The 22246-nt window shown below is 47.3% G+C and carries 23 protein-coding genes and 2 pseudogenes; 12 read left to right on the top strand and 13 right to left on the bottom strand.

The window, feature by feature from the left end; all coding sequences use genetic code 11:
* Positions 1-30: 30 nt before the first annotated feature.
* Positions 31-618: pseudogene (locus BM607_RS18185) on the bottom strand (IS3 family transposase); the annotation flags it as partial.
* An 89-nt stretch (positions 619-707) separates the two neighbouring features.
* On the opposite strand from BM607_RS18185, the gene BM607_RS18180 reads away from it, so the two are divergent.
* Positions 708-1466, top strand: a complete 759-nt coding sequence (locus tag BM607_RS18180; protein ID WP_087486575.1) for an IS5-like element ISSod6 family transposase — start codon at positions 708-710, stop codon at positions 1464-1466.
* A 32-nt stretch (positions 1467-1498) separates the two neighbouring features.
* On the opposite strand, the pseudogene BM607_RS18175 reads toward BM607_RS18180, so the two are convergent.
* From BM607_RS18175 to BM607_RS18155, 5 genes and pseudogenes are all read right to left on the bottom strand, one after another.
* Positions 1499-2139, bottom strand: a pseudogene (locus BM607_RS18175) (IS3-like element ISSba4 family transposase); the annotation flags it as partial.
* Between the two features lie 136 nt (positions 2140-2275).
* The gene (locus BM607_RS18170) at positions 2276-2833 is read right to left on the bottom strand and encodes a porin family protein (RefSeq protein ID WP_071940491.1); all 558 of its coding nucleotides are present in this window, start codon (positions 2831-2833) and stop codon (positions 2276-2278) included.
* A gap of 207 nt (positions 2834-3040) precedes the next feature.
* Positions 3041-3493, bottom strand: a complete 453-nt coding sequence (locus BM607_RS22300) for a hypothetical protein (RefSeq protein WP_071940492.1) — start codon at positions 3491-3493, stop codon at positions 3041-3043.
* A 14-nt stretch (positions 3494-3507) separates the two neighbouring features.
* Complete coding sequence (locus BM607_RS18160) at positions 3508-4398, bottom strand: cation diffusion facilitator family transporter (RefSeq protein WP_011845522.1); 891 nt, start codon at positions 4396-4398, stop codon at positions 3508-3510.
* A gap of 52 nt (positions 4399-4450) precedes the next feature.
* Positions 4451-4975 (bottom strand): Spy/CpxP family protein refolding chaperone, encoded by a 525-nt coding sequence (locus tag BM607_RS18155; RefSeq protein WP_071940493.1) that lies wholly within the window; start codon positions 4973-4975, stop codon positions 4451-4453.
* A gap of 293 nt (positions 4976-5268) precedes the next feature.
* On the opposite strand from BM607_RS18155, the gene BM607_RS18150 reads away from it, so the two are divergent.
* Positions 5269-5955 carry a response regulator gene (locus BM607_RS18150; RefSeq protein WP_006079731.1) on the top strand — a complete coding sequence of 229 codons (687 nt, stop codon included), beginning with the start codon at positions 5269-5271 and terminating at the stop codon, positions 5953-5955.
* A 14-nt stretch (positions 5956-5969) separates the two neighbouring features.
* Positions 5970-7319 (top strand): ATP-binding protein, encoded by a 1350-nt coding sequence (locus BM607_RS18145; protein WP_087486583.1) that lies wholly within the window; start codon positions 5970-5972, stop codon positions 7317-7319.
* 96 nt (positions 7320-7415) lie between these two features.
* Here the strand turns inward: BM607_RS18145 and BM607_RS18140 are convergent, their stop codons facing one another.
* Positions 7416-8396, bottom strand: coding sequence for an MDR family oxidoreductase (locus tag BM607_RS18140; RefSeq protein ID WP_071940495.1), 981 nt, complete (start codon positions 8394-8396; stop codon positions 7416-7418).
* 350 nt (positions 8397-8746) lie between these two features.
* Positions 8747-10705: a sigma-54-dependent Fis family transcriptional regulator gene (locus BM607_RS18135; protein WP_071940496.1), complete on the bottom strand. Its 1959-nt coding sequence runs from the start codon at positions 10703-10705 to the stop codon at positions 8747-8749.
* 381 nt (positions 10706-11086) lie between these two features.
* On the opposite strand from BM607_RS18135, the gene BM607_RS18130 reads away from it, so the two are divergent.
* The gene (locus BM607_RS18130; RefSeq protein WP_006079725.1) at positions 11087-12607 is read left to right on the top strand and encodes an aldehyde dehydrogenase family protein; all 1521 of its coding nucleotides are present in this window, start codon (positions 11087-11089) and stop codon (positions 12605-12607) included.
* A gap of 215 nt (positions 12608-12822) precedes the next feature.
* Here the strand turns inward: BM607_RS18130 and BM607_RS18125 are convergent, their stop codons facing one another.
* Positions 12823-13584: an SDR family oxidoreductase gene (locus BM607_RS18125; RefSeq protein WP_071940497.1), complete on the bottom strand. Its 762-nt coding sequence runs from the start codon at positions 13582-13584 to the stop codon at positions 12823-12825.
* A gap of 138 nt (positions 13585-13722) precedes the next feature.
* Here BM607_RS18125 and BM607_RS18120 point away from each other — a divergent pair, with 138 nt between their 5' ends.
* Entirely contained in the window at positions 13723-14646 is a 924-nt protein-coding gene (locus BM607_RS18120) for a LysR family transcriptional regulator (RefSeq protein WP_071940498.1), read from the top strand.
* On the opposite strand, the gene BM607_RS18115 is transcribed toward BM607_RS18120, so the two are convergent.
* Complete coding sequence (locus BM607_RS18115) at positions 14632-15144, bottom strand: hypothetical protein (protein ID WP_071940499.1); 513 nt, start codon at positions 15142-15144, stop codon at positions 14632-14634. The genes BM607_RS18120 and BM607_RS18115 overlap by 15 nt on opposite strands.
* 67 nt (positions 15145-15211) lie before the next feature.
* Positions 15212-15676, bottom strand: a complete 465-nt coding sequence (locus BM607_RS18110) for a DUF2809 domain-containing protein (protein WP_006086501.1) — start codon at positions 15674-15676, stop codon at positions 15212-15214.
* A 220-nt stretch (positions 15677-15896) separates the two neighbouring features.
* Here BM607_RS18110 and BM607_RS18105 point away from each other — a divergent pair, with 220 nt between their 5' ends.
* The 7 genes from BM607_RS18105 (at position 15897) to BM607_RS18075 (ending at position 20477) form a co-directional block, all read left to right on the top strand.
* Positions 15897-16484 carry a cytochrome b/b6 domain-containing protein gene (locus BM607_RS18105; RefSeq protein ID WP_011845505.1) on the top strand — a complete coding sequence of 196 codons (588 nt, stop codon included), beginning with the start codon at positions 15897-15899 and terminating at the stop codon, positions 16482-16484.
* Between the two features lie 53 nt (positions 16485-16537).
* Positions 16538-16984, top strand: coding sequence for a DUF1924 domain-containing protein (locus BM607_RS18100; protein ID WP_011845504.1), 447 nt, complete (start codon positions 16538-16540; stop codon positions 16982-16984).
* Between the two features lie 90 nt (positions 16985-17074).
* On the top strand, positions 17075-17638 hold the full coding sequence (locus tag BM607_RS18095) for a diheme cytochrome c (RefSeq protein WP_071940500.1): 564 nt from the start codon (positions 17075-17077) through the stop codon (positions 17636-17638).
* On the top strand, positions 17631-17897 hold the full coding sequence (locus BM607_RS18090) for a PepSY domain-containing protein (protein WP_012196525.1): 267 nt from the start codon (positions 17631-17633) through the stop codon (positions 17895-17897). The genes BM607_RS18095 and BM607_RS18090 overlap by 8 nt, the downstream gene beginning before the upstream one ends.
* Positions 17897-18556, top strand: coding sequence for a response regulator transcription factor (locus tag BM607_RS18085; protein WP_006079718.1), 660 nt, complete (start codon positions 17897-17899; stop codon positions 18554-18556). Before BM607_RS18090 ends, BM607_RS18085 begins: the two co-directional genes overlap by 1 nt.
* Before the next feature lie 5 nt (positions 18557-18561).
* On the top strand, positions 18562-19878 hold the full coding sequence (locus BM607_RS18080) for a sensor histidine kinase (RefSeq protein ID WP_071940501.1): 1317 nt from the start codon (positions 18562-18564) through the stop codon (positions 19876-19878).
* 131 nt (positions 19879-20009) lie between these two features.
* Positions 20010-20477, top strand: a complete 468-nt coding sequence (locus BM607_RS18075) for a GNAT family N-acetyltransferase (RefSeq protein ID WP_071940502.1) — start codon at positions 20010-20012, stop codon at positions 20475-20477.
* A gap of 105 nt (positions 20478-20582) precedes the next feature.
* Here the strand turns inward: BM607_RS18075 and BM607_RS18070 are convergent, their stop codons facing one another.
* Positions 20583-20780, bottom strand: a complete 198-nt coding sequence (locus tag BM607_RS18070; protein ID WP_006079715.1) for a hypothetical protein — start codon at positions 20778-20780, stop codon at positions 20583-20585.
* A gap of 411 nt (positions 20781-21191) precedes the next feature.
* Positions 21192-21704: a DUF1993 domain-containing protein gene (locus BM607_RS18065; protein ID WP_006079714.1), complete on the bottom strand. Its 513-nt coding sequence runs from the start codon at positions 21702-21704 to the stop codon at positions 21192-21194.
* Between the last annotated feature and the right edge of the window lie 542 nt (positions 21705-22246).

Here is a 22246-nt window from a genome sequence, read left to right as displayed (position 1 = left end):
ATGTCCCGTCCTAAGATAGGTTGACAGTTTCTAGGCCAGCTCCAGTAGCTGGCCTTTTCTATTATGCACCTGATTGGGTGTTTCCATATCCAAACTCAGGTGCGGTCTCATTTCGTTGTATATCGCTATCGATTCTCTAACAAGTCTCTTCAACTCTTCCAGCGTTTTACACCGGTAGAGTAAAAACTCCTGCTTCAGGATCCCGTTTACTCGTTCTGCTAACGCATTTTGATAGCAATCATAACCGTCTGTCATCGACGGCTGAATATGGTTGGCCTGCAGTTCATCTTGATAAACGGCTGAGCAGTATTGCGAGCCTCGGTCTGAGTGATGGACCGCATTAGCGCTATAGCGCTTATCTTTGACCGCCATTTTCAGTGCTTTCACTACGCTTTCTGCTTTCATGTCCGAACTCAAGTGATGACCGACTATCTTACGTGTCGCGGCATCGGTCACTAGTGACAAATAGTGCACGCCTTGGTCTGATTCGAGATAAGTGATATCGCTGACCAGTACATGCTCGGCATCGTGTAGTCCCTCTTCCTTCAGCAGGTTGGGATGCTTCTTCATCCAATGCTTGCTGAATGTCGTTTTTGTGAAACTTCTCTTGGGCTTAACTGGGTCTGTTGATCTTTCGAGAGTGATTTTTAGACAGCATGGCAAGACGTTATAATTTGCTTCGCCAAAAGTAACCATAACCTCAAACCATGCCAAGACTTATGCTAACCGATGCACGCTGGGAAAAGCTATTTCATTTAATGAAAAGCACAGGCCGTGTTTATGACAAACCTGAACATAGACAAACATTCGAAGGTATTCTTTACCGCCTTAGAACAGGTATCCCTTGGCGAGATTTACCTAAAGAGTTCGGTCATTGGAGCACGGTCTTTAGACGGTTTCATTTATGGTCTAAAAAAGGCGTTCTAGCACATTTATTCAAGGCCTTAGCCAACCTTGCTGATATAGAATGGGTCTTTATTGATGGCTCGATAGTGCGGGCTCACCAGCACAGTGCAGGTGCAGCGACGCTAAATAATGAGAGTATTGGTAAAAGTCGAGGCGGTAATTCAACCAAAATTCACTTAGCCGTCGACAGCGGAGGATTACCGATTTATTTCGAATTATCAGAAGGCCAAAAACACGATATTACACACGCCCCCAGCTTAATTGAGCACCTGAAGCAGGTTGATACCGTCATTGCAGATAAAGGTTATGACAGTGATGCTTTTCGTGAACTTATCGCAAATAAAGGCGGGAAATCTGTTATTCCAAGGCGCCGCTATAAGAATACACCTCAAGAAAGAGTCGATTGGTGCTTATATCGGTATCGACATTTAGTGGAGAATGCTTTTGGAAGAATTAAACACTATCGAGCAATATCAACAAGATATGACAAGCTAGCAAGAAATTACGCCAGTATGGTGTCACTGGCGTTTATGTTAATGTGGCTGCCGATGTATTGCTGAGCAACATTTGCACAGCAAAGATCAACAGACCCTAGCAAGCCTTCACTTCTCAAGTAGGTAAAGAACCCGTCTCGCCCGAGTTTGATATCATGTTCAACCAGCTTAGGCTGTATCAAAGTATAGAGCTTACGCGTCCCCAATCGTGGCATATAGTTACGCCAATATTAGACCCAGTCTTTGATGACCGATAGCTCAGCGCTTCGGCTCGCCATTCGGGCGACAGCCTGATAAATACCTTGCCGTGAAATACCGACGGCGCGACACGCAACGGCAAGGTTTATTTTGCTTTGGGTTTTGGCTTGCCAGAGATACCGGATAAGTACTTTTTTCTGAGGCCGGCTCCGTATTCATTGTCCATGATATCGACCATACCATTGAGAATTTGGTTACGCAGCTTCGCTTCGGCTAACTCACGCTCAAGGCGCTTGATAGTTTCGGCTGGGGTTTCTTTTGAATGAGGCATAAGGGGATGCTGAAAGGGTTTCGACCAATCGAGTTTACCATGCTTTCTCAGCCAGACGAGTACCGTTGTTTTACCCTGAATGCCAAAACGAGTCTGCGCTTGCTTGTAAGTCATTTCGCCTTTTTCAACACGTTCAACAATGCCTAATTTAAAAGCTAAGGTGTAATCGCGTTGAGTACGCTTACGGCTTGAGTTACTTGATGTTGTCATAAAGAAGTCCTCTTTATGTCAACGTATTTCAGGACGGGACATAATAACTATAAAAAGGGATATTTTCATATCCCTTTTTATTTGAAATTCATTTCATTTTCATTGGCATTAATTAAATATGCCAAATATAAAGAAATTAGAATTGATAATGCACACCTACAGCGAATTGCTTAATATCGGTGTCTATATCTTTTAATCCTAAATAGCTACGGTCTGCATCTAAATCGCCCGTAGTGACATCATAGCTTACACGGATATTTAAGTGTTCTGTTACGGCGGCATTAACGCCTACACCGTAAGTCCAACCAAAACCAGTAAAGTCTTCATCGTAACCATAGCCATCAACATTCACAGCCATAGATGCGATACCCACTTTGGCATAGGCAGAGAAAATATCATTGATTTGTGCAGTAAATTTAGGTGTGAAGCTTAATGCGCCAGCACTAATATCAACATCCTTATCGCCTAAGTCGCCAGTGGCGAACAGGTTAGCTTCTAAACCAAACCACTCATTGAAGTTATAGCCACCGTATACGCCCACACCAGTACCGGTTTCTGAACCATCAAAAGCATCAGCTGTGACTCTATTTAATGCGCCACCCACATAAAATCCAGTAGTGTCGGTTGCAGCAGATACTTGAGTAGCCGCGAATGCTGATAGTAAAGAGATAGCAACAATTGATAACTTGTTCATCATATTTCCCTAATGATTTAACGTAAGTATTAGACAGCGCGGATATTACAATAAGCAATTAAGAAGTGTCATGGTTTAAATTATCAAAATACAAACCATACAGCATTGATTCAGCTTGAGTCGAAAAATGGAAATCTTAGTTATTCGTTATGTAGCAAAACCATATTTACTGTAAGTATACTGTTTAAATTGAAACAATTAACGATGTTAACTTAGCACCCGCAACAATCCTATAAAACTGGCATATAGCCAACGGATGAGGGAACGACGCCTTCTCACATCCAAACATTCGGATACGACAACTCTGCCAGTCACCACGCAAGTAATACGGGTGCGCCAAAGGAATAATGGCCAGATATGGACTCGATAAGTTTGGTTAGATATTTCGAAATCAATTTTCTGCGGTAGGTAATAAAGATGTTTACGCAGGACTAACTGACTCCAAGCCACCGCTATCACAGGAGTGACTGTACTATCTGCTTGATTCACTCTCGAGGACTGCGCTTGAGTTGAAACCGTAATTTCCGCATCTGCTGGAACGCTAACATCACGAATCTCAGATTCGACTATCAACTCAAAGCGAGTCGATAGCCTCTGATAGCGACATATCAATCGAGTGGAATGATCCCATCTGTGACCTTGCTTCTGCATCCATGCCATCGCTTGCCCTTACTTTATGTTTCGTTGACTTCAGATTTGACTGGGTCTTGGTGAATAATCACCTCGGCATCTTCAAAGGCGGCCTTGACCTTTATCCCTGTCGTATCGGCAATACTGTGGGCTTCATTCAAACTCAGATTGCCATCAAGCTCTAAATGGAATTGGATAAAAACGGTTTTGCCAGCCTGACGAGTACGTAAGTCATGCAGCCCTTGTACCCGTGGATCTTCCATCGCGATTTGCGTGATTTGCTGGCGAGTTTCTTCGTCTAACTCTCGGTCTAACAAGGCTTGAATTGAGCGATAGCCCAAGCCAAAGGCTTGATGACCAATATAGAATGCAATCATTACTGCAAACAAACCGTCAGCCCACCACCAACCATATTGGGATAGGACAAGCGCTAACAGTACCGCACCATTAAGAAATAAGTCTGACTTGTAATGCAGTGAATCAGCTTCGACCACAGTGCTTTTTGTCGCCGCTAATGCGCGTTTTTGCAACGTCACTAAAGCTAAAGTCATAATAATCGCGATGACAGAAACCACCACTCCTATGGTGGCATTTTCGACGGGAACGGGCGTTAATAACCGCTCGCCACCATAAAAAAGCAATAAGAAGGCGGAGCCCATAATAAAAGCGGATTGCGCTAAAGACGCTAACGGCTCAGCCTTACCATGGCCATATCTGTGGTCATGATCCGGCGGCACAAGCGCGTAACGAATTGCAATAAAGTTGATGATGGAAGCGAGTGCGTCGGCAAAGGAATCCGTCAAAGATGCCAACATACTGGCAGAGCCGGAATAAAGCCAAGCGAACATCTTGATAAGAATAAGGATCAAAGCGGTAGCCACGGAAGCGCGGCTAGCCAGTTTGACCCAAAAATCGTATTGGGAAGTCTGAGTCATAAAGGGATCTATCTTGGGAAGCTATGACCCTATTGTATATCAGCTAAGACACTTAACCGCGAGGTTCTTTACCAGCTTGTGCTTCAAATCGCGCTTTAAACTTAGCTTGCTGTTCTGGCGTCAACAGATTGTATATTTGATTATGTAACTTCATGCGTTCAATAGCTTGAGCTTGACGCTGTTCTTGCTGCGCGCTCATCAGTGCCTTGGCTTGTACTTCATCAAAATTAGGTGCCGTCATCAAAGTCTGCATCTCAGTGTGATGGGCCAAACGCTGTTCTTTCGTTGGGCGGCTATCGGCTCGCGCAGCTTTCTGATCGGCGAATAGCTTTTTGATGTCAGCTCTTTGAGCATCAGTTAAATCCAGCCCTTCAAACATACGATGCATACCGCCCTGATCCATATGTCGGCCGCCATGTTCCATACGATCGCCCATCATGCGGTCGCCTTTATGGAATTCAGAACGGGAGAAATCACAGCCACCGTCCATAGGTTCAGCATTGACTGTCGTCGCGAAAACCGCAGAACTCGCTAGAATTGCAAACAGGCTCGCTTTCAAAGGTGATAATGTTTTCATAGTGTTAACCTCAGTGGTTCAACTTTAATATTGCAAGTAATAAGACACAGTGACGACCCTTTTAAGCCGAATCACTTTCGACCCTTCCAGTCTAAACCCCTATATGTAAGTGAGGACGTTGCCTGAGTAAATCACTGTAAAGTTGCAACAGCAAACGGCTGATTCTCTATTCTTTACTTTGGCTTACATTGCTACACAGCAATTGACATCAAAACAGGTATACTCAGCCAAAGCGCTAAAAGTGCCTGTGTAAACGGGCACGCAAGGCCACATTACAGAGATTAAGGAACAGTATGAGTCGGATATTATTAATCGATGACGATCTGGGTTTATCGGAGCTACTAGGGCAACTGCTCGAGTTAGAAGGGTTTCAATTAACCTTGGCCTACGACGGTAAACAGGGTTTAGATCTGGCACTGAGTGCGGATTACGATCTGATCTTACTCGATGTCATGCTGCCTAAATTGAATGGCTTCGAAGTCCTGCGTGCACTGCGCCAACACAAGCAAACGCCAGTATTAATGCTGACAGCTCGCGGCGATGAAATCGATCGCGTAGTTGGGCTTGAAATCGGCGCCGATGATTATCTGCCAAAGCCTTTTAATGACAGAGAATTAATCGCCCGTATCCGCGCCATTATTCGTCGCTCGAACTTAACAACCCAAGAAATCCATGCCGCACCCGCCCAAGAATTTGGCGATTTACGCTTAGACCCATCGCGCCAAGAGGCTTACTGTAACGAGCAGTTGATCATACTCACAGGCACAGAATTCACTCTGCTGCACACCCTAGCGCTGCACGCGGGAGAGTTGATGAATAAGGAAGAGTTAAACGAGAAAGTGCTCGGCAAAAAACTCATGCCCTTCGATCGCAGCTTAGACATGCATTTATCGAATCTACGTAAAAAACTCCCCGAGCGTAGCGATGGGCGGCCAAGGGTGAAAACCATCCGTGGCAAAGGTTATATTTGGCTTCCATAACGGCGGTATCGACTGTGCCTAATCGTTTATTTATCAAGTTATTGCTCGGATTCTGGCTCTGCAGCTCGCTGATCATTGCCTTGGTCGGTCTGTTGCCATTGCTGCAGCAGAGTCACGACCGTGCGCCGCTGCCACCTCACCTTGAAAAAGTCCTATCGACCATAGCGCAGCGCATTCAAGAAAATCCTGCCTTACTGGAATCCGACTTTCTTCGTCGCTGGGAAAGGCACAGAGACATGGAAGGCAAGCCGCTACGGGTTTATCTCGTCAACAGCCAAGGCCAAGTCGTCAACACCCACAGAGTGAGTCGCGGTGTGCGCAGCTTTATGTTGATGGCAGATGAAGAAAAACAACCTATTAGCCATCAGTTTAAAGATGAGTTGGTGTTTGGCCCCTTTCAATTCAATCTGGGCGCCGAGACGTATTCACTCTACGGCCGGCTGCCGGATAACCATCCGCGGCCTTGGTTTTTCTTCTTCGCCGAAAATAAGTTATTAACTTTAAGCCTAGCGATTTTCCTGTCGGGACTATTATGTGGCCTGCTCGCTTGGCATCTAGGTAAGGCATTAAATTCACTTAAAAAGAGTGCCAATGCCCTCGCTGAAGGCGACTTAAGTAACCGTGTCGATAAGTCCACCACTCAACGCAACGACGAAATTGGTCAGCTCGCCACGGCTTTTAACAGCATGGCCGACTCCATCGAAGCTATGGTGAATAATCAGCAGCGACTCATGGGGGATATTTCCCATGAACTACGTACCCCATTGACGCGACTGCAATTATCCCTCGCCCTCGCCCGTAAAAAAGGTCAACAAACCGCCGAAACGGAACGCATAGGTTATGAAGCAGAGCAACTCGAAAAGCTTATCAGTGAATTGTTAGAACTCTCGCGGGTCAAGCTCAGCACTAACGAAACCAAGGTGCATTTAGGCTTGGCCGAATCCCTGAGCCAAGTATTGGACGATGCGGAATTTGAAGCCGAACAGCAAGGTAAAAGCATTACTATCGATATCGATGAAGAAATTGAGCTAGCGCACTTTCCTAAATCACTTTCCCGCGCGATTGAAAATCTGCTGCGTAATGCAATTCGTTATGCCGCAAGCGACATTCACCTGCAGGCGAGTGCGACTGCTGATCAAGTACAAATTACAATAAAAGACGATGGTCCAGGCATAGATGCCGCTGAACTCGATGCCATCTTTAAACCTTTCTACCGCCCAGACTCGGCAAGACAGAGAGAGAGCGGCGGCTGGGGACTTGGACTGGCAATCACTGAAGCGGCGATTACCGCCCACAAAGGTAAGATTAAAGCCGAGAACCGTGTACCAACTGGACTCGAAGTGACGATCACACTGCCGAAATAGCCAATATGAAGACAAGTAAACTTGGTAAAACGGATGGCATAGTCGTAGATGGCAACACCTCAGTATTACCATCGTTTTAAAGTATAAGAAGCTAGATTACAGCTTGACTAATACACGCCCTGTGACTTGGCCTTGGATAATTTTATTCGCGAAATCAGGAATCTCTGCCAATGAGATCTGCTGGCAAGCTTGCTGATAGAAATGTGCAGGTAGTGCTTTAATCACAGCTTCCCACGCGGCTTTTCGTTTCTCAAATGGACAAGACACAGAGTCGATTCCCAGTAAACTCACACCCCGTAAAATAAACGGCATAACGGTTGTGGGTAATGCAAAACCGCCCGCTAAACCACAAATAGCGGCGGCGCCACCGTATTGCATTTGCGCCAATGCTTTAGCGAGGATCTTGTTGCCAACGGTATCGACCACACCCGCCCAGCGCTGCGCCTCAAGCGGCTTAGCATCTTGTTCAAGCTCACTGCGATCAATCACTTCTGCGGCGCCAAGCTCCCGCAGTAAAGGCGCATTCTGTTCAACCCGACCACTGCAAGCGACCACACGATAGCCAGCATTGGCGAGCAAAGTCACCGCCACCGACCCCACACCACCACTAGCACCTGTGACCAAAATATCCCCACTTTGCGGTGTTATCCCAGCCTGCTGCAGCGCTTGCACGCACAACATCGCCGTAAGCCCAGCCGTGCCTATCATCATGGCTTTAGCGGCATCACAACCTTGCGGCATGGGCACCAGCCAGTCGGCTTTAACCCGCGCTTTTTGCGTCATACCACCCCAGTGATTTTCGCCTACGCCCCAGCCGGTCAAAATCACCTGATCGCCGACTTGGTATCTTGCATCGGTCGATTCGCGCACTACGCCCGCAAAATCAATGCCTGGCACCATAGGAAACTGGCGAATGATTTTGCCCGTACCCGTCACAGCTAAACCATCTTTATAATTCAGCGAGGAATAGGCAACCTCAACTAAGACTTCCCCTTCTGGTAAATCAGCTTCTGTGATCTGTGAAACTTGAGCAAACGTGCGTTTATCTTCTTGCGTCAGTAGTAAGGCATCAAACATAAATTGCTCTCCGAAGGCCATGAAAATCGTATTAAACGATATTCAAAAAGTTACCATAAAAGGCATAGACGCGATTAACAAGCAGACTTATGGCTAATAGTAAACGCTGAGATCTAAACAGATTAAAGAGAATGACCCAGAGTGATCGAGCGCAAAAGATGGCAAAAAATGATGTCTTTATGGCTTCAAACTCGCCTGCTGCAAAGCGTTACTCTGGTTAACTTGTCACGATGCAAGAGCTGCAGGCTAAATCCTATTAGTTCTAGCCTGCAGTAAGATGAAAGTTATTGATGTGATAAGCGAGAGTTGGGGGATTGATTGAGCTTCGCGACAAGCGTCGCGAGCTAACATTAACCCTTAAGTCCCATCTGTTTTAATCGTCGATACAAGGCATTACGGCTGATCCCCAAACGCTTGGCGCATTGGCTCACATTGCCATCAGAGGCTTGATATGCCTGTAGCACATTGCTATAAATCGCCTCGTGGAGAGAATCCGATTGAACCACAGTGGCAGTTGGCAGCGTCGCAGTGTTGCCACTCGTAACTTTGCCACTCACAACTTTGCCAGCCAGCGGATGTGATGCAGAGTTTTGACCGGTTTTAACCTCTTCACCTAATGGCTGCTCTTCATTTAACAGCTGTGTGTTTAACAGCTGTGCATTTAACGGATCCACTTTTAACGGCTCGCACGCTAATTTTTGTGCAAGATAATCGGGTAAATGCTGCCCAGTTAAGGTGTCATCACCTTCAGCCATCAAGCAAGCCACTTGCATAAGATTATCGAGCTCGCGCAAATTGCCGGGCCAGTCGTGTTGCATCAGCAGCCCTAACAACTCAGGGCAGATCGCCTGCGGCGCAATGCGATGTTTACGATGCAATTTATGGATAATGCGCTCGATATCCTGCCGCTCACGTAGCGCAGGTAAACGTACTTGTAGACCATTCAATCGATAGAATAAATCCTGCCGAAACAGCCCCTGCGCCACTTGTTGCTCTAAATCCATATGAGTAGCGGCAATGATTTGAATATCAACTTTAAAACTTTGATTACTGCCAACGGGCACCACTTCGCGCTCTTGCAATACCCTAAGTAAACGACTCTGGGCCGCCAGCGGCATTTCGCCAATTTCATCTAAAAACAAAAAACCGCCGTGGGCTTGGCGAATCTTGCCGATAAATCCAGTGCGGTTCGCCCCAGTAAAAGCACCCGCCTGATAACCAAAGAGTTCAGATTCGACTAACTCGGCAGGCAATGCCGCGCAGTTCACCGCCACTAAAGGCTCGGTGCGACGCGCGCTCTGGGCGTGGAGTTTTTTAACAAACTGCTCTTTACCGACGCCGGTTTCACCGAGCACTAACAGCGGAATTTGCTTGGTGATCACCTTATTGGCATGTTGCCATGCGCGCTCAAGTTGAGGATCGCGAAACCGCACACCCAGTTGATTAAGCGATTTATTGCTAGTCGCTACCCGACTCTTGATGCTGGGAATATTTAAGGGCTGAGTCTGTAGATGTAAGTCTAAATGCTGATTAAAGCCACCCGCACGGCTCCAATTATCGCCTAAGTACTGCTCGACGGCATCGCCGACCTTAGCATGGTTAAGCAATTGTTTCGCCATGGGATTGCAACCCACAATGCGACCATCGCTGTCGGCAATCACTATGCCCTGCCAACCCGAATTCAGTAAATTTGGCTGCGCCGCTAAATCGATTCGATAATGGCTATCGGGCAAGTGACACAAGAGCGCGGTCTCGACCTGCTGCGCCAAGCTCGACACTAACATCAGCGTCTGCTGAGTGTGTCTTTGCTGCTCACTGGTGATATCTATCACCCCGAGCATCTCACCTTGGGGAGAAAATATCGGGCAGGCGGTGCAACTCATAAAACGATTCTGACGAATAAAATGCTGCTCACCCACTACAGATACTGCTTGCTTGGCGGTGAGTGCCGTCCCTATCGCATTGGTGCCTTTGTGCTGTTCGAGCCAATTCACCCCGATATCCAAAGCCACGTCCGCCAATTTTGTGGAGTAGCGGCTCACGCCCCAGTGCCTAAGCACATAACCCTCGGCATCGGAGAGCAAGAGTCGGCTATTAGAATGCGCCATCAACTGATTGAACAAGGGCAAAGCATGGGATTGCACTAATGCAATGAGCATTTGATATTGCTCATGTTTCTGCTTTAGTTCGCTGGCGTCGAGCCTAAGCTCTTGGGGTAACTGAAATTCTGACAAGCCAGCGCCAATGCTGCGCTGCCACGAATCGGCCAACCACGCCTGTGTCGATGGTAAATGCGGTTTAACTGCCATAGCCGTGCTCCCCCGAGCTGTGTTCCGTTTCGGCACAGTTGCAGTGTGCCGTTCGATGATAAAGTGACCACAGGACACACCTCTCTCCCTGAGTGCCCACACTGTTTCAAATCTGCAAAATTAGTTTTTCATCATACTGTTAGCGCAACAAGTGTACAACTATTGCCAGTTTGGCACTCTCCTTGCGATGCACCCTTAGTATGCAAGCCTTTGGTGTTGCATAAGAGAACACTAAGCCAATCAATAGGATTGGCTTAAAGCAAAACGAAAAATATATAAAAAGGCATCCATTAGAGATGCATCAACAAGACTCCCTTGCTGAAGCTCAGAGCGTAAAAAGCGCCAACGCCCAGCATGCCATCCACAAGAAGGAATGATTCTATGATTTATGCTCAACCCGGAACCGCAGGCGCAATCGTTAACTTCAAAGAAAAATACGCCAACTTCATCGGCGGTAAATGGGTCGCCCCAGTCAATGGCAAATACTTCGACAATCGCTCACCCGTGAATGGCCAAAACTTTTGCCAAATCCCGCGATCCGATGCACAAGATATTGAATTAGCGTTAGATGCAGCCCACGCAGCCAAAGAAGCATGGGGTAAAACTTCAGTCACCGAACGCTCAAACCTGTTGCTGCGCATTGCCGATCGGGTCGAACAAAATCTCGAATATTTAGCCGTCGCCGAAACCTGGGAAAACGGTAAAGCGGTGCGTGAAACCTTAAACGCCGACTTGCCCTTATTTGTCGATCACTTCCGCTACTTTGCCGGTTGCATCCGCGCACAGGAAGGCAGCGCCGCCGATATCGACGGCAACACAGTCAGCTATCATTTCCCAGAACCTTTAGGCGTGGTCGGCCAGATCATTCCTTGGAACTTCCCGCTCTTGATGGCGGCATGGAAAATCGCTCCTGCGCTGGCGGCGGGTAACTGTGTGGTACTCAAGCCTGCGGAGCAAACGCCGGTATCGATTCTGGTATTACTCGAGCTGATTGAAGACCTATTACCCGCGGGCATTCTTAACGTAGTCAACGGCTTTGGCGCCGAAGCAGGACAAGCTCTGGCCACCAGCAAACGCATTGCTAAGCTTGCGTTTACGGGCTCTACAGAAATTGGCTATCACATTTTAAAATGCGCCGCCGAATCCTTAATTCCATCGACCGTTGAGCTTGGCGGCAAATCGCCTAACGTGTTTTTTGCCGATGTGATGGACCATGAAGACGAATATTTAAATAAGGCCGTCGAAGGCATGTTACTGGCCTTCTTTAACCAAGGTGAAGTCTGTACCTGCCCGTCACGGGTGCTAGTCCAAGAATCGATTTTCGATCGCTTTATCGAGAAAGTGCTCGCCCGCGCCCAAACCATTAAGCAAGGCGATCCCTTAGATACCGACACTCAAGTGGGTGCTCAAGCCTCCAAAGAACAGTTCGATAAGATCTTAAGTTACTTAGCCATAGGTAAGGCTGAAGGTGCAGAAGTGCTACTGGGCGGCACACTTTGCCAACTCGATGGCGGCCAAAGCGAAGGCTACTACATCAGCCCAACCATTATGAAAGGCCACAATAAGATGCGTATCTTCCAAGAGGAGATCTTCGGCCCTGTGATTTCGGTCACCACTTTCAAAGATGAAGCCGAAGCCTTAGCGATCGCTAACGATACTGAGTACGGCTTAGGCGCTGGTGTGTGGACGCGAGACATGAACACGGCTCAACGTATGGGACGCGGCATTCAAGCGGGCCGCGTGTGGATTAACTGTTACCACGCCTATCCTGCCCATGCTGCTTTTGGTGGTTACAAAAAATCCGGTATTGGCCGCGAAACCCATAAGATGATGCTCAACCATTATCAAAATACTAAGAATCTCTTGGTAAGTTACGATGTGAATCCACTGGGTTTCTTCTAAGAAGCTTTGTGAAGAATGGTTTTATCTAAGAGGCTTGCTATAAAGGACGTCTCTAACCTGCTACAGCAGTTGTTTTTAGCGGTTGCAGCTAAGCGTTGTTGAAGATGGTGCATTCGCAGTGATTGCTGCACAGCAATCACATAAATAAGAAAGGGCGATTCGCCCTTTCTTTATTTCTATCTCACATATAAATAAATCACATGCTTATAAAAAACCTAAAGAAACATACCGCCTGAAGCTTCGATACGCTGGGCATTAATCCAAGCAGCCGCAGGCGATAGCAAGGCACTAATCGCGCCGCCGATATCATCCGGTAAACCCACACGTCCTAACGCAGTTTGCTGCGCTAAAAACTGATTCATCTGTTCATTGTCCCGTACAGCACCGCCGCCAAAATCTGTTTCAATCGCCCCAGGGGCAAGCACATTGACCCGAATACCCCGTGGGCCTAACTCCTTTGCCCAATACTTAGTCATAGTTTCGACCGCACCCTTCATAGTGGCATAGGCGCCAAATCCGGGAATCGCAAAGCGCGTCAAGCCGGTGGAAATATTGACAATGCTTCCCCCATCCATCAGCTGCGGCAATAAGGTTTGAGTCAAAAAGAACGGTCCTTTGACGTGGATGTTCATCAAGGTATCGAACTGTTCAATACTGGTTTCCGCCATAGGCACATGAATCCCGATACCAGCATTGTTAATCAAATAGTTAAACGACTCCCGCTGCCAAGTCTGGGCTAATACAGTGCTAACTTGGGTGGCAAACTCGGCAAATGAGCCGCTATCGCTCACATCCAGCGGCAGTGCTACCGCTTTGCGTCCCAGCCATTCAATCTCGGCAACCACTTCAGCGGCCGCTGCAGCATTCGTTTGATAGGTCAGGATCATATCTATCCCCTGCACCGCTAATTTCAGGGCAGTGTTTTTACCTAAACCGCGGCTAGCGCCAGTGATAAGTGCAATTGGAGTCGTGTTCATGGTCAGTCCTTATAATCGTCGCAGGAAGTGAAACCTAAGCCTTGAGGCCTAATTAACTGCACACAGCTTATTACTTGCAATTAACGAGATAAACACACTATAAATGCTAAGACTGTTAACCAATAAAGGACAATTGCCGTGCAAGATAGACTGCAAGCCATGCAAATTTTTATGCGGGTCGCTGAATTACAAAGCTTTACCCAAGCGAGCGTCAGCTTAGGCCTATCGAAAACCCATGTGTCGAATGTGGTGGCGCAGTTCGAAACATTTCTGGGTGCGCGCTTGTTGCAACGCACCACGCGGACGGTACGCTTAACCCAAGATGGCCAGAGTTGTTATGAGCGCTGTAAAAGTTTACTGGCGGAATTTCAAGAATTAGAAAGCCTGTTCCAACTGCAAGCCGAGCAAGTATCTGGGCGGCTCAGAGTCGATATGTCGACAGGCATTGCCCGCAACTTAGTGCTCCCTAAACTGGCTGAATTTATTGAGCAATACCCACACATCGAGCTTGAACTAAGCAGCACAGATCGTAAGGTGGATGTCATTGCCGAAGGGTTCGATTGTGTGATTAGGGTCGGCAGTGTGCAGCAAGAAGGATTAATAGCGAAAAAACTGGGGCATTTTAAGATGCTGAACTGTGTCAGCCCAGCCTATATTGCCAAATACGGTAAACCCGAAAGCCTTGAAGATTTGACCCAACACAACCACAAACTCGTCCACTACGTAAGCCCATTAGGTGGCACTGACTCAGGCTTTGAATATCAAGATCCCCACACTCATCAAGGGAACCTTACTATCCAACTGCCTCAATTGATTACGGTAAATAATGCCGATGCCTATAGCTCAGCCTGCTTGGCAGGGCTGGGAATAATTCAAGTTCCCAGCATAGGAGTGGCTAAGTATTTACACACTGGAGAGTTGGTCGAGATCCTGCCAAATTACCCTGCGCCACCTATGCCTGTAAGCTTGCTGTATCCCCACAGGCGGCATTTATCTAAACGCCTGCAAGTCTTTATGGCATGGTTAAATCAGCAGATGACGCCATTTTTAGTCCCACATTAGAGACTTTTCGATGGCCGCTAAACGCTGAGCCAATTCGGCCATAGCGGCGGCCGTTTGCGGATCGCTTTGGGGATTAACAACTTCAATCAGCTTAAGTTTCGGCCGTGCCGTTAACCAAAAGCTGCCCGCACTAATGACTAAATCCAGCACAAACTGACCGTAATAGTGCAGTCGCAAGCGGTTATCGGCTATGGGCCAATGTGAGTGCAGTAAAAACGAATCATACATTTGCGCCAAAGATGTCGTCGCAATGAGCTTAAACGCTTCATCAAGCAGGCTAAACTCGGTTGATTCTTCGAAGGGACAGTCGAAAGAAGTGATGATCAAATACCCCGAGGTTTTATTGGTTAAAACGCAGCGATATTGGCCTTCAATCACTAAGCCAGCAATAAAGGTATGAGTATGTTGGCCATTGAAATACAAAGGCATTTTCAGTGGATTAAGCTCAAGTCCATTAGTACGTGCTGTTAGCAGTGAAAATGCCGTTATCGGTTGCATCCCTTACCCCACTTATCTCGCCTGTCCGCGAACACACATGTCGCGTGGCTCTTGCGGATTCAAATCACTAGGACTGGCGGCTTTTCCAATAACAGCCCAATAAGATCAAGTAACCGACAAAATATGCCACGAGATCGAGTGGATCAAAATGGCTACCTATCACTATCCGCGCCAAGCGATTTCCGCCCAAGCCTAGCTTGTCGACTAAACCCCAATACTGGCCAAACTCGATAGCAAAGGCAAACAGCAATACCGCAAACGCCAGCCAAGGAGTTTGAAATAAGCGCTTAATGCCATCGCCGGTGTTTTTTGCTGCGGTATTTTCTACCGGATGGGTGACAGGAACGACAACGCGCGCCATGCAAAACAGCAAGATCACCACCAATACATCGCCCACAAAACCACGAATAAAACCCGCAGGCGCATATAAAGCGATTAAGACTTCAGTCAAAAATAATAAAACGGCATAAATAAAAAAGGATTTACGACTCGGATTGCGGCTGATGAAAGCGCGAATAACGGCGGTAGACATAGATACGTTAGTCCCTAACTTCACTCGGTTGAGGTGGCAGAATCTACCGTAATACCAAGAGGTTAACAAGCGAGTTTTCGTTGACATTTAAGACTCGTCACCCAGGCAAGCGCGCCACTTAACCCCATCAACTCAATGAATGTTCGCGCCTCAAAATTTAAGCGAGGTTTAAGTTTGGGTTAAGTAGCCTACACCTAAACCAACTTAGGAGCGTCACACCATGTCATCAAACACACTGCAAACCATCAAAGTCTGGGACCTGTTGATCCGCATATTCCATTGGTCACTCGTCGGCTTTTTCACCTTAGCCTACCTCACTGAAGGCGAAGACGAGTGGATGACCATCCACAGTTACGCAGGTTACAGCATCTTAATTTTACTGGTGTTTCGTCTACTGTGGGGCGTGATTGGTACCCACAATGCGCGCTTTAGCAACTTTATCACTCGCCCTAAAGAAGTGCTGGTGTACCTCAAAGGGCTCATCACAGGCAAAGCCAAAGACTACATAGGCCATAACCCCGCTGGAGCAATGATGATAGTGGCCTTGATTGCCAGCATCGCCATCACGGGATTCTCAGGCATGGCACTGTACGCCACCGACGGACACGGCCCATTAGCCACAAGCTTTTTCGCCACTTGGCCCGAAGGCGCCATAAAAGAAGTCCATGAATTCTTTGCCAACTTCACCGTGTTCCTTGTGGTCATCCATGTTGGCGGCGTCATCGTCAGCAGCCTGCTACACAAAGAAAACTTAGTCAGAGCCATGGTCACGGGCAAGAAACAACGCCCTGTGGAACAAGAAGATTAATCCATTAGCCATTTTGCTTAGCAACAAGACATCCAGCCCAAAAGGAATGCCCTATGAACAGATTAACCAGACACACGAATAAAAGTCGTCTCGCCATTGTCGCAATTTCAACCTTGCTGCTGACTAGCCTCAGCGTTAGCGCCGCCAACAGTAAAGTGCAAAGCCTGCCACTTAGCGCTGAGCGCATTGGCACGCAGCTGCAAAGCTATCAAGCCCAAGGCGCAGGACCCTTTACCGCCGCCGCAGGACAAAAGCTTTGGCTACAGGACATGGACGGTCGTAGCTGCGCCAGTTGCCATACCGCCAAAGTCACCGACATGGGGATGCACCAAAACACTCGTAAATCCATTGACCCTATGGCGCCGTCGATTACCGCAGATCGGTTAACCGACTCAGCCAAAATCGAGAAATGGTTTACCCGTAACTGTAACTGGACCTTTAAACGCGACTGCACGCCGCAGGAAAAAGGCGATGCCTTACTCTGGTTAAGCCTGCAATAACCACTAAATTTCGACCTTATAACTCATTCAATTAGATCAATTAATTTGAATACCTTCCACAGAAGGTAACGGCACAAAAAGGAAGATGTCATGACTAAACAAGCACACCCTATTAGCTGGTTCTTAGGTTCATCACTCACAGCTGCGGCATTAGCCATTGGTGTTATCGGTATCAGCCTAACCTTAACCAGCACAGGCTATGCGGACGATGGCCGCGGGCTTAGCCGCACCATTCCACAAAATGCGGAATATACGGCAGAATGTGGCAGCTGCCACATGGCTTACCCCGCGAACTTACTCCCCGCCGACAAGTGGCGCGCCATTACCGCAAATCTTGAGAATCACTTTGGGGACAACGCCAGCCTAGATCCTCAAGTCACTGCTAGAATTGAGGAATATCTGGTTCAACATGCGGCGCAAAATGGTAAGGTGATGAAAAACAGCACGCCACTACTTGCAGGCGCTGGGCCGCAGAAGATCACAGAACAGGCATTTTTTATTCGCAAACACGATGAGATCCCAAGACGTATGGTGCAAGATAACCCCAAAGTCGGCTCATTCAGTCAATGCAGCAATTGTCACAACCTCGCAGAGAAGGGCATATTCGATGAAGATACCGTTAATATTCCTGGCTTTGGCCGTTGGGATGATTAGCAGCCCCAGCTGCAATGCCCACGACGATGATCTTTCAAACAAGGTGGTCGAGTGGGTTAAGGAGGGCAAGGTTTTGCCCTTCGACACCATAATGCAACGCTATGAATCACGGCTAAAGGGACGGTTACTCGATCTCGAAGTCGAGCAAAAACATGGAAGGATCATCTACGAGCTCGAAATCCTTCGTGACGATGGCATAGTGTATGAAATCAAGATTGACGCCAAAACCGGCGAGTGGCTAAAGGAAAAGGTCGACTGATGCGTTTGCTATTGATTGAAGATGATACCGATCTGGTCGCGCGCCTCATTCCCGCCCTTAACAAGGCGGGTTATACCGTCGAACACGCCGATAACGGTATCGACGGCGCATTTTTAGGCGAAGAAGAAAACTTCGAAGCCGTGATCCTCGATCTGGGTTTACCCGGCAAACCCGGTTTACAAGTCCTCGGCCAATGGCGACAAAAAGGCTTAGCCATGCCAGTGCTGATCCTCACCGCTCGCGATGCGTGGCACGAACGGGTCGATGGCCTCAAGGCGGGTGCCGATGATTACCTCGGCAAGCCTTTTCACATCGAAGAACTACTCGCAAGGCTCGAAGTGTTGATCCGCCGCCACTTTGGCCGCGCCGACAATGTGTTGCAACATGCGGGCGTCTCCCTCGATGTCGACAAACAAGCCGTCACCAATGTCGACGGTGAAGTGATAGAGCTGACTAAGATTGAATATCGCCTACTGCATTATTTAATGGTCAATCCCAGCAAAATCGTCTCTAAGTCAGAGCTCAGTGAACGCATTTACGAAGAAGATCAAATCAAAGACAGCAATGTCATCGAAGTGTACGTCAACCGCCTGCGCCAACGCTTAGGCAAGGATTATATCGAAACCCGTCGCGGCCAAGGTTATCGACTCAAGGAGTAAAAGGCGTGTATTCACTCAAGGGTTATCTGACGCGCAATCTGCTGATCACGCTCACCTTTGCCATGGTGCTGTTACTGTATTTTCTGTACCAAGGTATCCAAATATTAACCCAAGATTTTGTTGCCTCGCGATTGCAACACGATGCCGACAGCCTGATCTCCGCCCTGAATAACAATCCCGATGGCACCTGGGCGCTCACCACCGACCGCTTGCCCAATGTGTACCACAGGGTTAATTCTGGGCATTATTTTGCAATTCAAATCGGCGAGCAAACCCTGCGCTCACGCTCCCTATTCGACCATAACGTGAACATGCCAAAACTGACCGCCGGTGAGCACCAGCAAGCCACTGAGTTTGTCGGCAAAGAACATTGGCTGATGTTCAGTCAGGCCGTAATCAAAGATGATCAATTAGTTACCCTGTGGGTGACAGAAGACATCAGCGAGCTCGAACAGACCCAAGTGCAATTTTTAGCCTTTGCCAGCGCGGCGGTGTTGCTCACGATTGTTATTCTATTAATGGCGCAGTATCAGCTACTGAAACGCGGCTTTAAACCCTTAGAGCAGATGCCCGAAGCCATACGGCAGATGCGCACCCAAGGGCAAGAAATCAATCCAGACCAAATGCCGAGCGAAATCATCCCGCTGATTGAGGAGATAGATCGTTTAGTCAATCAATTGGGCCAGCGAGTACAACGCTCCCGTAATGCCTTGGGTAACTTAGCCCACGAAATGAAACGTCCGCTACAAGGACTGCAGTCCTACCTAGAAAGCCTTCCACCAGAACAGAGGAGTGAGGGCAGCAAGGTGCTCGTAAACCTGCACCACATCATTGAGAGAGAGCTTAAGCGCACTAAGATAGTCGGCATGTCCACTCCGGGGCGTTATACCGTGCTCGATGACGATCTCGCGCCGCTGATTCAAGTGATGCAGCGTATCTACCCAGACCGCATTATTCATAGCCATTACGCGAGTGGCTTAGTGATGCCATTTGACAGGGATGACTTACTCGAACTCTTAGGTAATTTACTGGATAACGCCTGCAAACATAGCCGCAAGAACATTGAGATCCGTATAGTGCATCAAACGGCTCCCACCGCAGGTTATGGGATCATAGTCAGCGATGATGGCGAAGGCGTCTCTGATGCCGCATTGTCGATTATCATCGAGCGCGGCATTCGACTAGATGAAAGCATCCAAGGCCATGGCTTAGGATTATCTATCTGCAAAGATATCGTCGACAGTTATCAGGGCGAACTTAGCTTTAGCCACGCGAAACAAGGTGGACTCGAAGCCAGCGTATTTCTGCCGATCCCGAGTTAAGCGGTATACTCAGCCAAACCATGCTCAATCAAACCTGCCACCACATCATTCAGACCAGCGAACGGACTTAAGTATTCGTGCCACTATGTCGCACCATTAAGCCCTTTGCATAACACACGTCAGAGATTTATATGAAAGTTATCGACCTAAAATCGGCCCCGCAGCACATTCCACAGCTGGCACAATGGCATCATCAAGAATGGGCACATTTAAGTTCCGCGGACGCCACAGTCACCACACTCATTGAGCAGATGAGCGAGTACCTCTCTGACGCCGCTATTCCTAAGATGTTTATCTGTGAAGAAGCTAACCAAGTCATGGGCTCCTCCTCATTAACCGCAGCAGATATGGATACCCGAACCGACTTAAGCCCTTGGCTGGCCAATGTGTATGTTAATGCACACTATCGAAATAAAGGCTTAGGGAAATTATTAGTCAATGCCGTCGTTGATTATGCCAAAGCACTCGGATTACAAAAAATCTATTTGTTTACCGCAGACAAAGCAGAATTTTATCAAACGCTTGGTTGGTCAAAGATTTCACGGGAAGATTATATGGGCGAGATGGTCACGATAATGGAATATGAATTTAAGAAGTGAATGTTTAAGGAGAGTGAGCAAGCCCCACGACGGGCGTCGTGAAGCTGTACATGCTGGCTAAATATCTAGATGTGATATCCAATACTTAGCGACAAGCCAATGGCTTTAGTCAATTTCTATATCCACGCCGAAACGATTGGATAGTTGGCGTTGCTCGTGCAGAATTTCAATTCGGCGGCGAGTGTCTTGGGTCAACTTGTCTTTGAGGCGCAAACCACTAGTAATGGCGGCTTTTTTTGCTTTCTTGCTCTTAGTTGTCGTTGCATCCGTTGGACTCTCGACGGCTTGAGATTCGATAGACATAGCTAACTCCTTTAATTAGAACCTTAAATAGGCTCTTCCAGTAAATCCCTGCTCAAAACGAACAAACAGGTCATCTTTATAATGAGTCAATTCGCCATTCACTATTTAAGTAATAGATAATTTGGCGACTCATAAACTTACGGCCCATATCATTTACCTAAGCCAACAAAATTAAATCACATGCTAAAAGGATAAAAATAATCGAGACGTAAGGTCGAAATGAAAAACTGAGTATTGATTGACTTCATCGGCGTAACAGAACCCTAACGAGCCCTAAATTTCCAGCGACAAAGCGGCATAACATAGGTTGAGAAAGAACAGGTGGTAATGCAGAAAGGTTGGTAAGCTCAAGCGGCAAAGCGCTGCTGCGCAACAATTAGGCTGCGCAACAGTACTACATCTAGCCTAGATTTACGACTTATATGGCATAGCGCCAAGGTAATCTTTCTTGCCAATTTCAACACCGTTGTGGCGCAAAATCGCGTAGGCTGTTGTTACATGGAAGTAAATGTTCGGAATCGCATGCTCAATAGCAAACTCATAACCCGTAAGATATTTTCCTTCCCAACGCGGTTGTGAGACATGGATCGTGGCCGCATTAGCAAAATCATCCGCTTTGAACGTCGCTAAGTAATCTAATACAGAGCTAATACGAGCTTGTAATTCAGTTAAAGTCGTTTCGCTATCGTCGTGCTTTGGCACTGTATCTAAGTTATCGGTCAAACGTGCCACGCCAATTTTGGCAGTATCGCAGGCAATCTGAACTTGGCGAATAAGGTTAAATTGATCCGGCGCTAAACGTGAGTTTAATAGCACCGCCATATCGACTTTCTTGAGGTTTGCGAAGCATTCGCCCTTTTCAAGAATAACGCTTAAATTTTTCAGCATCTTGCTAAATTGTACAACCGTTAAATCATAAAGCATGGCATTGACCTCAGTGATGGACGCTACAAAACTGCAGCACTTAAGACTATCTTGGGGCAAATAATTCAATTTCAATCATTCTTGGAATTTAAGTATTTACTTAACAATAAACACATCAAAATAAGCCCTATTAAGCAGCTAAAAATAACAAGAAACAGGTGAAACCTTGTGGGGCAGAGTATTTATCAAGCGAAAGAAGGTTAATATTCAATCAGAAAAACAGTAATAGACGGGACAAAATTTGGACAATTGAACGAATAACAGCTTGAGATATCACCAATAATGTTAATTTTTCCACAACGAAAAAAGCCTCTACATTGCTGTAGAGGCTTTCATCTTTATGATGGCGGGTGAAATATCGCGCAGCGATGAGCTCATGAACGAGAGGCATGGATGCCGAGCTGGGCTGTTAAGCAGGGATGCTGTTAGACGGGACGGCCGCAACGATTGAAATAGATAAATTCTAGATACGAAAAAGCCCTAACATTGCTGTTAGGGCTTATCGAAATGTTGGCGGAGCGGACGGGACTCGAACCCGCGAC

The sequence above is a fragment of the Shewanella sp. SACH genome (assembly GCF_001887095.2).
Taxonomy (GTDB): Bacteria; Pseudomonadota; Gammaproteobacteria; order Enterobacterales; family Shewanellaceae; genus Shewanella; species Shewanella baltica.
This window is presented reverse-complemented; position numbering and strand designations above follow the sequence as displayed.